Source organism: Saccharothrix texasensis, assembly GCF_003752005.1.
Lineage (GTDB): Bacteria > Actinomycetota > Actinomycetes > Mycobacteriales > Pseudonocardiaceae > Actinosynnema > Actinosynnema texasense.
Map to the genome: position 1 here is coordinate 115202 of NZ_RJKM01000001.1, position 13771 is coordinate 128972.

The window sequence follows — 13771 nt, forward strand, 5'->3', positions numbered from 1 at the left end:
GATGACTTCTGAGACCGTTGGCCTCGACGAGGCGCACATGCAGGACACCGGGGCGCACGAGCCCCCGGCGCACGGCACCCCGACCCGGGGCCGCCCGGTGGTCCCGAGCCGCGCGCGGCTGAGGCCGCTCGGCACCCGGGACGTCCGGCTCACCGGCGGGCACTGGGGCGAGTTCCAGGAGCGCAACCGGCGGGCGGTCCTGCCGCACGTCGAGCACTGGGTGGAGCGGACCGGGTGGCTGGGCAACTTCGACGCCGCCCGCGCGGGCCGGCTGCCCGCCGACCGGCGCGGCCGCGAGTTCTCCGACAGCGAGGTCTACAAGCTGCTGGAGGCGATGGCCTGGGAGCTGGGCCGCGAGCCGGACCCGGAGCTGGAGGACCGGTTCCACGAGATCGTGGCCAGGGTCGCCGCCGCGCAGGAACCCGACGGCTACCTCAACACGAAGTTCGGCAGACCCGGCCAGGGGCCGCGGTGGTCGGACCTGGAGATGGGCCACGAGCTGTACTGCGTCGGGCACCTGGTCCAGGCCGCGGTCGCCCGGGCCCGCACCGGCCACCCGGACGACCTGCTGGTGCGGGTCGCGCGCCGGGCCGCCGACCTGGTGTGCGCGGAGTTCGGGCCGGACGGGCGGGGCACCGTCGACGGGCACCCGGAGATCGAGTCCGCCCTGGTGGAGCTGTACCGGGTCACCGGCGAGCGGCGGTACCTGGAGCAGGCGCGGCTCTTCGTCGAGCGCCGTGGCCACCACGTGCTCGACGAGATCGAGTTCGGCCGAGAGTACTTCCAGGACGACGTCCCGGCGCGCGACGCGCACGTGTTCCGCGGCCACGCCGTGCGGGCGGTCTACCTCGCCGCGGGACAGGTGGACCTGGCCGACGAGACCGGCGACGACGCGCTGCTCGCCGCGGTCGCCCGGCAGTGGCGGCACACGGTGGCCGCGCGCACGTACCTCACCGGAGGCATGGGGGCGCGGCACCAGGACGAGGCGTTCGCCGAGGACTTCGCGCTGCCGCCGGACCGCGCCTACTCCGAGACGTGCGCGGGCATCGGCTCGGTGATGCTCGCGTGGCGGCTGCTGCTGGCCGAGGGCGACCCGGCCTACGCCGACCTCATCGAACGGACGCTGTTCAACGTGGTCTCGACCTCGCCGTCCGCCGACGGTCGCGCGTTCTTCTACACCAACACCCTGCACCGCCGGGAGCTCGGCGCGGTGCCGGCGGCGGACGAGCCCAGCCCGCGCGCCTCGTCGTCGCTGCGGGCGCCGTGGTTCGAGGTGTCCTGCTGCCCGACCAACCTCGCCCGCACCCTCGCCTCGCTGGCCGCCTACGTGGCCACGTCGGACGACGAGGGCGTCCAGCTGCACCAGTACGCCGAGGGCACCGTGGAGGGCCGGCTCCCCGGCGGCCGGGGCGTCCGCCTGGTCGTGACCACGCGGTACCCGGCGGACGGCGAGGTCCGGGTGCGCGTGGACAGCGACGACGAGCGGCCCTGGACCCTGTCCCTGCGGGTGCCGGCCTGGGCGCGCGACGGCGCGACGCTGACCGCGGGCGGGACGACCAGGCCGGTGGCGCCCGGCACGGTCGCCGAGCGGCGCACCTGGCGGCGTGGCGACGAGGTCGTGCTGAGCCTGCCGATGGCGCCGCGGTTCACCCACCCGGACCCGAGGATCGACGCGGTGCGCGGGTGCGTGGCGGTGGAACGAGGTCCGCTGGTGCTCGCCGTGGAGTCGGTGGACGTGCCCGGCCTCGACGCCGTCGACCGCCTGCGCGTCGACCCGGCGGTGCCGCCGGAGGTGGTCGACGGGCGGGTCGTCGTGCGTTGCGCCCGGGTGGCGCTGCCCGAGCCGGGGTGGCCCTACCGGCACGACCCGGCGCCGGTCGGGGCGCCGGAGTTCGAGGACGTGCCCCTGGTGCCGTACCACGAGTGGGCGAATCGGGGGCCGTCGACGATGCGCGTCTGGCTGCCCGCGATCTGACCGGTCGTCCCGCCGTCGGCCGCGCCGCGCCGCACGGGTGCGGCACCGGCGGGCGTGGGCGGTCTTCGCGTTCGGCGGGAGGGTGCGACGCCTTGTGCGTATCCTTCCGAAAGGGGTTTCAGGAAGGGGAGAGCGGTGGCTCGACAGCATGCTGGTGTCACACTCGCGGACGTGGCGCAGCTGGCGGGGGTGTCGCTCGCGACGGCCTCCAAGGCGCTCAACGCCCGCGCCGAGGTGGCCGCGTCGACCCGCGAGCGGGTGCTGAAAGCGGCGGAGGAGCTGTCGTTCCAGCCCAACGTCCTGGCACAGGGGTTGATCTCCGGGCAGACCCGCACGGTCGGCCTGCTGACCGACGAGCTGATGGTCGCCCGGTTCGCCATCCCGGTCCTGCTCGGCGCGGAGAACGCCCTGGGCAGCGAGCAGATGAGCGTGCTGCTCTGCGACGCGCGCGGTGACGCGATCCGCCGCAGGCACTACATCCGGACGCTGATCGCCCGGCGGGTGGACGGTTTCATCGTGCTGGGCGACGGCAACGAGGTCCGGCCCTCGCTGTCCAAGGAGATCCCGGTGCCGGTGGTCTACGTCTACTGCGAGTCCGACGACCCGGACGACGTGTCGATCCTCGCCGACGACGCCGGCGGCGCCCGCCTGGCCGCCGAGCACCTGATCTCGCTGGGCAGGCGCCGGATCGCGCACATCAGCGGCGACGCGTCCTACCGGGCGGCGCAGGACCGGGCGACCGCCTTCGGGCAGGCGCTGGAGGAGGCGGGGTTGCCGCTGGTGGGCGGCCCGCGCTTCGGGCAGTGGTCGCAGCGGTGGGGCCGGCAGGGCGTGGTGAGCCTGCTGGCCGCGCACCCCGACGTGGACGCCGTCTTCTGCGGCAGCGACCAGATCGCCTACGGCGTGACCGAGGCGCTGCGCGAGCTGGGCCGGGACATCCCCGACGACATCGCCGTGGTGGGCTACGACAACTGGGAGGCGTTCGCCGCCGAGAGCCGCCCGGCGCTGACCACGGTGGACGTCAACCTGGAGCGGCTCGGCGCGTCCGCCGTGCGCCACCTCTTCGCCGCGTTGGACGGCAACCCGTCGCGCGGTGTCGTGCGCCAGCCCACCCGCCTGGTCCTGCGCGAGTCGACCGGGGTCGCCCCGCCGCGCTGACCTCGCGCCGTCGACGCCACCCCGGGCGGTTGCGCCCGGGGTGTCCGGCGTGCCCGCGACCCGGCAGGCCGCCGCACCGCACCGAAAACGCCGTCCGCTCGTGTGCCCGTCGACATCGGCGCCCGCGTCGGTGAGCACGCGGATTCGGTTGGTGACAACGGAAATCAAGTGTTGACAGCGCGGAAACGAACAACGAGAATTTCCGAAAACGTTTTCGGTCCCTCGTGGGCGTGCCTGGTCCGATCATCGAAACCCTGCCCCGACCGGCGATGCGCGACCGGTCTCCGCAGGGCTCCTTCGCGGTTTCTCCGTTCCCCACCGACAGGAGAAAGAAGCGTCATGAGACACAGTCGTGTGCGGAGGGCGCCCCTCTGGGCGGCCCTGACCGCACTGGTCGCGGGAGGAGTCGTCGGCGTGCCGTCCACCGCGCACGCCGACGACCACGTCCTCCCGGGCAACGAGGGCGACGTCGGGGTCCACACCGACGGGCGCGACCACGCGATGGAGATCGGCGACCCGGTCTACACCAACCTCGACGAGGTCGAGCGGAAGCTGGCGCCCGGCGTGCCGTTCACGGCGGGCAACCTGCACCAGTCCATCTTCGACAAGGACCTCGCGGCGGGCGGCGCCGACTACTACCTCGACCGGGTCCTGGGCGTCAGCGGCACCCTCGGCACCCCGATCCTGATGACCCGCGGCCGCACCCTCCACATGCGCGGGATCGACAACGCCAACTTCACCACCATGGGCTTCGCGGGCAGCGCGTTCGTCGGCGGGCCCGCCAACCTCGGGAACCTCTACACCGTCACGGTGCCGGGCCAGGCCGTCGCCGAGGTGAACGCCAACCGGTTCAACGCGCCGAGCCACGCCAGGTCCCGCTACACCGTCGGCGCCACCGGCGTCACCGCAGACCTGACCAAGTTCATCACCTACGACAACGTCGCGGTCACCGCGATCTCCTTCACCAACCCCGGCGGCGCGCCCGCCACGTTCACCGTCCGCGCGGCCTCGCCCCTGGCCACCCTGCCGGGCACGGGCGCGAACGAGGTCACCGGCGCCCGCACGATCACCAGCGGCTCCAACAACGGCCTGGTGGACACCCCCTGGGACAGCGTCAGGATCGACCTGGGCGCCGCGGGCTTCACCCGCGCCGGGGCCAACCTCGACCGCGAGGTCACCGTCCCGGCGGGCGGCACGGTCTCGGTGTCGGTGGTCGGCGCGGTCTCCTCGGCCACGCTGCCGGAGACCGTCGAGAGGTACCGCGAGTACGCGGCGATGGCCCCGGCCACCGCGGTGCGCACCGGCATCACCGACTTCAACCGCCGCTGGGCGCAGGACGTCCCCTACATCGACGTCCCCGACCCCGCCGTGGAGAAGGCGATCGTCTACCGCTGGTGGGGCGAGCGGCACAACGTCCTGGACGCCGACGCGGCCGGGCACGTCTACCAGTACCCGACCACGGTCGAGGGGTCCCACCTCTACCAGAACTCGATCGCGCTGACGCAGCCCATGCACCTCCAGGACACCAAGTGGCTGCGCACGCCGTACCTGCCGTACGGGCAGATCCTCAACATCGGCGAGCTGTCCGGCTCGTCGGCGTTCCTGGACAGCCCGGGCCACACGTCGTGGAACAACCACTACTCGCAGTACCTCGGCACGGCGGGCCTCGAGGCCTACAACGTGCACGGCGGCGGCGCGGAGATCGCCGACCGGTTCGCCCGCTACTTCGAGGGTGACGGCACCGGGCAGCTGGAGCACTACGACGGCAACGACGACGGCCTCATCGCCTACGACTCGAACTACATGCCCGGCAACGACTCCGACGCCATCACCTTCGGCTTCCCCAAGGTCGGCGCGGGCGCGCCGGGCGCGCGGACGATCGAGCGGCCCGAGTCGGCGTACGTGTGGGGCGCGTTCGACGCGGCCCGCGAGCTGTACCGGATCGCGGGCGCCGAGCAGGCGAAGGTCGACCAGGTCGGCGCGTCGGCCGACCGGGTCCGCGACGCGATCCTGAACCGCCTGTGGAGCCCGGACACGCGGATGTTCCTCGCGGGCACCTCGCACGGCGCCACCTCGGCGGCGAGCTCCAACGGGCGGGCCAACCCGCTGCCGGAGGCGGAGCGGGACCTGATCCCGGCGAAGGAGTCGAACCTCTACGACGTCTACGCCCAGAACCTGATCCCCTTCGACCAGTGGGAGAAGTACGTCGACGGGTTCCGGTTCCTGACCTACGGCGACAACTTCCCGATCTTCCCGTTCTACACCGCCAACCAGTACGACCGCGCGGCCTACGGCATCGGCGGCTCGAACAACTTCTCCAACATCAACTTCACCGTGCAGTACCGCGGTGTGCGGTCGGCGCTGCGCCACTACGACCCCGAGCGGAAGTACGTCGAGCCGGCCTACGCCAAGCGACTGCTGGACTGGATGGCGTGGAGCATCTACCCGGGCGGTGACGCGCGGGTGGCGAACCAGGCCGAGTACTACTCGAACTGGAACGCGACCACGAAGACCTACAACCGCAACAACCCGTACCACGTGATGCTCGGCAACATGAACTACATCTTCATCGAGGACGTGGCGGGCCTGCAGCCGCGGTCCGACGACAAGGTGGAGCTGTCGCCGATCGACCTCGGCCACGACCACTTCATGGTCGACAACCTCCGCTACCACGGGCAGGACGTCACCGTGGTGTGGGACCCGGACGGCACCGAGTACGGGCTGGGCGCGGGCTACAGCCTGTTCCTCAACGGAGAGAAGAAGGTCAGCACCGACCGGATCGGCAAGCTCACCTACGACCCCGGCGCCAACGAGGTCGTCGCCGAGGACGGGCTGACCGTCACCTTCACCGCGTCCACCGGAGCCGAGTTCCCCAGCGCGGTGGACACCGGGATCCAGGACGGCCGGGTCGTCGACTACCTGAAGACGGCGGGCATCGACCTCACCGAGGACGCCCCGAACCTGGCCACCGGCGCCGCGCTGAGCAGCTCCCACACCCAGCAGGGCGCGCGACCCGCTCCCTGGCGGCAGTTCCACACGCCGGGCTGGAGCGCGTCCACGATCAACCACACCCCCGGCGCCACCAAGGAGCTGGAGCGACCGGTCTCACTGGCCGCGGTGACCGACGGCAACACCGCCAACGAGCCCTACTGGGGCAACCACGGCGCCACGGGGAAGAACGGCTACGTCGAACTCGACCTCGGGGCGGCGAAGTCGTTCGACAACGTCAAGGTGACCTTCGTCAGCGACCGCCAGGCCGGTGGGTACCGGGAGCCGGCCCGCTGGTGGGTGCAGCTGCCCGACGGCGACGGCGGCTGGCACGAGGTGCCCGACCAGTTCAAGAACCCGGCGCTGCCCTCGGCGAAGTTCAACGAGGCGCTGTTCGACACCGTCACGGCGGGCAAGGTGCGCGTCGCGTTCTCCGACTCGCCGGGGCACCACACCGCCATCTCCGAGATCCAGGTGTTCGACTCGGGCCGGGAGGTGCCGGACGTCGCCAACCAGGCGCCGGTGGTCACCGCGACCCGGGACGCCTCGGCGGACGGCAACCTGTCCACCCGGTTGGTCGGCACGGCTCTCGACGACGGCGTGCCGTACGACAGCGAGCTGACCTACGGCTGGGAGACCGTCGCCAAGCCGGACGGCGCGGGCGTCATCTTCGCCGACGCGGGCGCGCTCGCCACCAGGGTCACCGGCACGGTCGCCGGCGACTACGAGTTCCGGTTCTTCGCCGACGACGGCGTCGAACGGCGGGAGGCCACCGTCGCGGCGACCCTCGCGGAGAAGGACGTCACCGCCGAGTTCGGCGCCTCCGCGACCGTCACCACCAGCGGGACCGCGTCGTGGGAGAACCACGAGCGGGTCAAGGAGGGCACCACCCCGGCGAGCTCCAGCCCGGGTGCGGGCAACGGCTGGGGCAACTGGGGCCAGACCCGCAACGGCCCCAGCCCCGAGCGGGAGGCGTGGATCCAGTACCGGTGGACCTCGCCGGTGCGGCTGTCCTCGACGGACCTCTACTGGTACGACGACAACGGCGGCACCCGCAGGCCGACGGCCACCACCTACGCCGTCGAGTCCTCGAACGACGGCACCACGTGGACCCCGGTCACGTTGACCGACGGCTCCACCTACGCCGGGGGACTGGCCGTCGGCGCCTACAACCGGTTCACCTTCCAGCCGGTCGCGGCGAGCCACCTGCGCGTGCGCGTCTGGGGCGTCCAGGGCGAAGGCGCGGGCACGGGCGTGCTGCGGTGGCGCGCCAACGGCGAGACCGTCGAGTCGGTGGCGTCGCCGGTGCTCGTCCGCACCACGGTGGGGCAGGCGCCGGCGCTGCCCGCCGAGCTGGACGGGGTCTACGCGAGCGGCGCCCGCGGCGAGGTGGCGTTCACCTGGCAGCCGATCACCCCGGAGATGGTGGCCGGGCCCAACACCGACCCGTTCACCGTCTACGGCACCAATGACGCCTACGGGCTCATCGCCGAGGCGAAGGTGTACGTGCGGCCCGACATGGGGCCGGGCGGCATCACCGTCCAGAGCGCCCAGTCCTTCGAGCGGACCGTCGCGGTGGGGGAACTGCCCCACCTGCCGGAGGAGGTCGAGGTCTCGTTCAACGACGGCTCCAGGGACAACCAGGCCGTCGGCGTCCGCTGGGACTTCGACCCGGCCGTCGTGGGCACACCGGGCCGGTACGTGCTCGACGGCGACCTCGTCCTGCCCGACCACGTGGGCGGGGCCGGCACCTCGCGGACCACGCTGACGCTGGTCGTGGGCGACGGCGGCGCGACCTGGGACGTGCACGTCCAGGCGCGTGCGCAGTGCATCGGCGCCAACGCGTACGTGTCGGTCACCGCCCGCAACGACGACGACGTGCCGCTGACCATGGAGCTGGGCACGCGCACCGCGGCCGACGTGGCTCCCGGCAGGTCCGCCTACCAGGCGTTCAACACCCGCCTGACCGCCGTGCCCGCCGGGACGGCGACGGTCACCGCCACCGGTGTCGTCGACGGCCGACCGGTCACCGCGCGGATCACCGCGCAGCACCCCGCCCACACCTGCCGCTGAACCCCCGAGGAGCACCCACGATGAGAAGACCAACCCCGACCCGGCTGCTCGCGGCCTCGGCGCTGGGCGTCGCGCTGTGCGCGGCGGCCGTCCAGCCGGCGGCGGCCGACGACCCGGGCATCGACATCGACGTCGTGATCGAGGACCTGGGCACCCCGGGCTCGCTCACGCTGACGGTGGCGGCGAACGACGGCGTGACCCTGACCGAGAACGGCTCGAACGCCTCGGCCCGGCAGTTCACCGGCGTCACACCCACGATCACCGTCACCGACACCCGTGACCCGGCGGACCTCCCGGCGGGCTCGTTCTGGGCGGTGGTCGGCCAGGCCGGCGCGTTCACCCCCGCCGGCGGCGGCGCCGGGTTCGGCGCGGAGCACCTGGGTTGGCGCCCGCGCCTGCTCTCCGACACGACCACCGGCTCGGTGGCCGCTGGCGAACCGGTCTCCAGCGTCGTCGCCGACGGCTCCGGCGCGCCGGCGGTCGGCCTGCTCGGCCAGGAGCTGCTGGTGTCGACGGCGAACGCGGCGGACGAGACCGGCTCGTGGGACGTCAACGCGGACCTGGTGCTGCGCACGCCGGTCGACGTGGCCGCGGGCCAGTACACCTCGACGCTGACCCTGTCCCTGTTCGACCAGTCCTGAAGTCGACCCGGTCCGGGACGCGGCTGCCGCGTCCCGGACCCCGGCGCTCCTCCCGGAGGACCCGATGCCCACCCTCCGCCGCGTGCTGCTGTGCGTCGCCGCGGTCCTGCTGGCCGTCCCCGTCCTCCCTGCCGCGGCGCGACAACCCCCGACGCCGCCCGGCGCGGGGGAGGTGACCTGGTCGGCCGTCCCCGCCGCGGCGGACGGGCCGGACGGCCGCCGCGTGGTCGACCTCGAAGTGGGGTCCGGTCAGCGGGTCACCGAGCACATCGCGGTCACCAACCACTCGCCCCGGCCCGTGGTCTTCGCCCTCGACGCCAACGACGGCTACCTCACCGGCACGGGCGTCTTCGACATGCGCTCGGCCGAGGTCGTCCCGGTCGACGGCGGCTCCTGGATCACCCTGCCCGACGCCGTGACCGTCGAGGGCGGCGCCACCACCGTCGTCCCCGTCGTGGTCACCGCTCCGGCCACCGCCACGCCGGGTGACCACCCGGCGGGCGTCACCGCGTCGCTGGACACGCTCTCCGGCCAGGTGAAGGTGCGCAACCGGGTCGGGGTGCGCTTCACCATCAGGGTCACCGGCGACGTCACCACCGCCCTCGCCGTCTCCGACGTGCAGGCCACCTACGAGCAGACCTGGAACCCCTTCGCCCCCGGCACGGTGCACCTGCGGCACGACGTCACCAACCAGGGGAACGTCCGCGTCGCCGCCGACATCGGCGTGACCAGCTCCACCCTCTTCGCCGACACCACGTGGACCGATCGGGGCACCGCCCGCTCCCGCGAGGTCCTCCCCGGCGGGACCCGCCGGTTCGAGACCCGCGACACCAGGGCCTGGCCGTTCGGCCGCGTCACCACCACCGTCACCGTGACCCCCGGCCCCGCCGACGGCCGTCCCGACCTGCCCGACGCGACCCCGGTGACCGTCACCGTCACCACCTGGGCGCTTCCCGTGCCCCAAGCGGCCCTGCTGGCTCTCGCGGCGCTGGTGGTCGTCGCCGCCAAGTTCCGGACCCGCGCCCGGCGTCGTCGTCTCGAGCACCTCCTCGCCCGCGCCCGCGAGGAGGTGCGCGCCGAAGCGGCCAACGCCTGAGGGTGTCCGGCACACGGGCGGAAGATCGGGAAGCTTCCCAAGGTGAGCGCCATGTGACATGGTACTGGCGTGTCCGCTACTCTTCGGGTGGTCGTGGTGGGGGCGGGGATCGTCGGCGCGGCGATCGCCCGGGCGCTGGCCCGCGAGGGCTGCGCGGTCACCGTCGTGGACCGCGGACCCGCCGCCGGCGGCACCTCCGCCGGCGGTGAGGGGAACCTGCTCGTCTCCGACAAGGAGCCCGGCGCGGAACTCCGACTCGCGCAGCGCTCGCTCGCCTCCTGGCTGCGCATCGAGGACGAGCTGCGCGACGAGCTGCCCGAGGGCTTCCCCGGTCTGGAGCTGGAACGCAAGGGCGGTCTCGTGGTCGCCACCACCGAGGCGGGCGCCGCGGCCCTCGAGGGGTTCGCCGACGCCCAGCGGGCCGCCGGGGTCCGAGCCGAGCCGGTCGACGACGCCCGCGTCCGCGAGCTCGAACCGGACCTCACCCCGCACCGCACCGCCGCCGTGCTCTACCTCGAGGACATGCAGGTGCAGCCCGTCATCGCCACCGAGGCGTTGCTCGCCGCCGCCCGTCGTCACGGTGCCCTGGTGCGCCCGGGCGTCGAGGTCACCGGGCCGGTGCTCGGCCGGGGCGGTCTCGTCGGGGTCGACACCACCGACGGCGTGCTGCTCGCCGACGCGGTCGTGCTCGCGGCCGGCCCCTGGTCCGGCGCGGTCGCCGAGCGCCTCGGGGTCGTGCTGCCGGTCGCGCCCCGGCGGGGCACCGTGCTGGTGACCTCCCGGATGCCCCGGCGGGTCGGGCACAAGGTCTACGACGCCGACTACGTGGGCGCGGTCGGCTCCGGCGCGGCCGACCTGCAGGTGTCCAGCGTGGTCGAGTCGACGGCCGCGGGCACCGTCCTCATCGGCTCCTCCCGCGAGCGGCGCGGGTTCGACGAGCGGATCGAGGCCCGGGTGCTCGCCGCGCTCGCCGCCAAGGCGCTGCTGCTGTTCCCGTTCCTCGCCGACGTCCAGGTCATGCGCGCCTACGGCGGCTTCCGCCCGTTCGTCCCCGACCACCTGCCCGTCATCGGCCCCGACCACCGGCTGCCCGGCCTGTGGCACGCCACCGGTCACGAGGGCGCGGGCATCGGCCTGAGCCTGGCCACCGCGGAGATCCTGCGCGACCAGGTCCTGCACGGCGAGGACCCGTCGGCCGCCGAGTTCCGCCTCGACCGCCCGACCCTGCTCCCGCACCTCGGAAGGGCCGCCTGATGACGCGGGTCCGCATCGAGGTCGACGGGAGCCCGGTCGAGGGCCTGGCGGGGCAGAGCATCGCCGCGCTCCTGCTCGCCACCGGCCGCACCTCCTGGCGGCGCACCCGCACGGGCCGCCCGCGCGGGGTGTTCTGCGGCATCGGCACCTGCTTCGACTGCGTCGTCACCGTCAACGGCCTGCGCGACGTGCGGGCCTGCCAACGTCGTGCCGCCGACGGCGACCTCGTCGAGCTCCAGGAAGACGACCGTGCCTGACGTCCTGGTGGTCGGCGGCGGACCCGCCGGGATGGCCGCCGCGCTCGCCGCCCGCCGGCACGGCGCGGAGCACGTCGTCCTGCTCGAAGCGGGCGACGACGTCGGCGGCCAGTACTGGCGGCACCCGCCCGCCCGGCACGTCGACCCCGACGAGGGGAGGTGGCACCACGGCTGGCAGCGCTTCCTCGACCTGCGGAGCGCCCTGCGGCGCGACCCCCGGTGCGAGGTCGTCACGAACGCCCACGTCTGGTCCGTCGACCGCCGCGACGGCGCGCCCCCGCTCGTGCACGCCGTCATCGGCGAGGTCGACGGCCAGGCCCGCGTGCCGCGCACCTTCGACCCCGCCGCGCTGGTCCTCGCCACCGGCGCGCAGGAGCGGACCCTGCCGTTCCCCGGCTGGGACCTGCCCGGCGTCTTCACCGCGGGGGCCGCGCAGGCGCTGGCCAAGGGCGACCGGGTGGCCGTGGGCCGACGCGTGCTCGTCACGGGCTCCGGCCCGTTCCTGCTGCCCGTCGTGTCGAGCCTGGTCCGCGTCGGCGCGCGCGTCGTCGGCGTGGTCGAGGCAGCCGGCGCCGCGCGGCTCGCCAGGGGCTGGGGCGCCAAGCCGTGGCGACTGGCCGCCACCGGCGGCAAGGCCGCCGAGCTGGCCGGCTACCTGCGGGTCCTCGCCGCCCACCGCATCCCCTACCGGGTGGGCGCGGCCGTCGTCGCCGCGCACGGCGACGACCGCGTCGAGGCCGTCACCGTCGCCCGGCTGACCCCCGACTGGTCCCCGGTCCCCGGCACGCAGCGGCGCGTCGAGGTCGACGCGGTCTGCGTCGGCCACGGCTTCGTCCCGCGCGCCGAGCTGGCCATCTCGGCCGGCTGCGCGCTCGGCGAGGACGGCGCCGTCGAGGTCGACGACCGGCAGCGCACCTCCGTGCCCGGCGTCTTCACGGCGGGTGAGCTGACCGGCATCGGCGGCGTCGACCTGGCGCTCGCCGAGGGCCTGGTCGCCGGGGCCGCGGCCGCCGGGGGAGAACCCGCGCCCGCCGCCCTGCGCCGTCGCGCGGTCTTCCGCGAGTTCGCCACCCGGCTCGCCGCCGCCCACGCCGTCGGGCCGGGCGGGCGGTCCTGGGCGGACGACACCACCGTGGTCTGCCGCTGCGAGGACGTCACCGCCGGAGCCCTGCGCCGAGCCGCCGAGCTGACCGGTTCGAAGGGCCTGCGCCCGCTCAAGCTGACCACCCGCGCGGGGCTCGGCCTCTGCCAGGGCCGCACCTGCGGCCCGGCCGTCGAGGACCTGCTCACCGGCGTGCTCGACCCCGGCCGCACCGCCCACCGCCCCATCGCCGTACCGGTGCGCCTCGGTGAGCTCGCCGACCACAACCGCACCGGCAACCGAGAGGACGTCCCGTGAGTTCCGCACCGGCTCCCCTGCGCGGGGTCATCGTCGCCACCGCGCTGCCGTTCAAGGAGAACCCGTCGGCGCCCGCCGGTCTGGAGGTCGACTTCGACCGCTTCGCCGAGCACTGCGACTGGCTGATGGCCAACGGCTGCCACGGCGTCGGCCCCAACGGCTCGCTCGGCGAGTACTCCTCGCTGACCGACGCCGAGCGCCGCCAGGTGGTGCGGGTCGCCGTCGACGCGGTGGGCGACCGCGGCGTCGTCGTGGCGGGCGTGCACGGCCCCGGCTGGCACCAGGCCAGGCACTGGGCGGAGCTGGCCGCCGAGGACGGCGCCCACGGCGTGCTCGCCCTGCCTCCCACCCTGTACCGGGCGAGCCGCGCGCAGGTGGTCGAGCACTACACCAAGATCGACGAGGTCGGCCTGCCGATCATGGTCTACAACAACCCGGTCGACACCAAGGTCGACCTGGTGCCCGACCTGGTCGCCGAGATCGCCGCGCTGCCGAACGTGGCCGCCGTCAAGGAGTTCAGCGGCGACGTGCGCCGGCTCTTCGCGATCGCCGAGCTGTGCGACATCGACGTGGTCGTGGGCGCCGACGACGTGCTCTTCGAGTTGATGGCCGACGGCGCCGTCGGCTGGTTCGCGGGCTTCCCCAACGCCCTGCCCGCCGACTGCGTGGCCCTCTACGAGCACCTGCGCGCGGGCCGCCTCACCGAGGCCAGGGAGTTGTACAAGCACCTCGTCGCGCTGTTCCGCTGGGACTCGCGCACCGAGTTCGTGCAGGCCGTCAAGCTCGGCATGGACGAGGTCGGCCGCTACGGCGGACCGTGCCGCCCGCCACGCGGCCCGCTCACCGCGGAGCAGGTGGGACTGGTGCGCGCGGACGTGCGCCGGGCCGTCGCCGGGGTCGAGGCGCTGCGCGCGGTCGAGGTGGGCTGAG

9 protein-coding genes are annotated in these 13771 nt (G+C 74.0%); all 9 read left to right on the plus strand.

The window, feature by feature from the left end; translation table 11 throughout:
* Position 1 precedes the first annotated feature (1 nt).
* On the plus strand, positions 2-1975 hold the full coding sequence (locus EDD40_RS00395) for a glycoside hydrolase family 127 protein (RefSeq protein ID WP_246037280.1): 1974 nt from the start codon (positions 2-4) through the stop codon (positions 1973-1975).
* A gap of 171 nt (positions 1976-2146) precedes the next feature.
* Complete coding sequence (locus tag EDD40_RS00400; RefSeq protein WP_236594207.1) at positions 2147-3133, plus strand: LacI family DNA-binding transcriptional regulator; 987 nt, start codon at positions 2147-2149, stop codon at positions 3131-3133.
* A gap of 339 nt (positions 3134-3472) precedes the next feature.
* The gene (locus tag EDD40_RS00405) at positions 3473-8194 is read left to right on the plus strand and encodes an Ig-like domain-containing protein (protein WP_211348029.1); all 4722 of its coding nucleotides are present in this window, start codon (positions 3473-3475) and stop codon (positions 8192-8194) included.
* 20 nt (positions 8195-8214) lie between these two features.
* Positions 8215-8835 (plus strand): hypothetical protein, encoded by a 621-nt coding sequence (locus EDD40_RS00410; RefSeq protein ID WP_123741123.1) that lies wholly within the window; start codon positions 8215-8217, stop codon positions 8833-8835.
* A gap of 64 nt (positions 8836-8899) precedes the next feature.
* On the plus strand, positions 8900-9931 hold the full coding sequence (locus EDD40_RS00415) for a hypothetical protein (RefSeq protein ID WP_123741124.1): 1032 nt from the start codon (positions 8900-8902) through the stop codon (positions 9929-9931).
* Between the two features lie 69 nt (positions 9932-10000).
* Complete coding sequence (locus EDD40_RS00420; RefSeq protein WP_246037291.1) at positions 10001-11185, plus strand: NAD(P)/FAD-dependent oxidoreductase; 1185 nt, start codon at positions 10001-10003, stop codon at positions 11183-11185.
* Positions 11185-11442, plus strand: a complete 258-nt coding sequence (locus EDD40_RS00425; RefSeq protein ID WP_123741125.1) for a 2Fe-2S iron-sulfur cluster-binding protein — start codon at positions 11185-11187, stop codon at positions 11440-11442. The genes EDD40_RS00420 and EDD40_RS00425 overlap by 1 nt, the downstream gene beginning before the upstream one ends.
* Positions 11435-12841, plus strand: a complete 1407-nt coding sequence (locus EDD40_RS00430) for an FAD/NAD(P)-dependent oxidoreductase (protein ID WP_123741126.1) — start codon at positions 11435-11437, stop codon at positions 12839-12841. Before EDD40_RS00425 ends, EDD40_RS00430 begins: the two co-directional genes overlap by 8 nt.
* The gene (locus EDD40_RS00435) at positions 12838-13770 is read left to right on the plus strand and encodes a dihydrodipicolinate synthase family protein (protein ID WP_123741127.1); all 933 of its coding nucleotides are present in this window, start codon (positions 12838-12840) and stop codon (positions 13768-13770) included. Before EDD40_RS00430 ends, EDD40_RS00435 begins: the two co-directional genes overlap by 4 nt.
* The last annotated feature ends 1 nt before the right edge of the window (position 13771 follow it).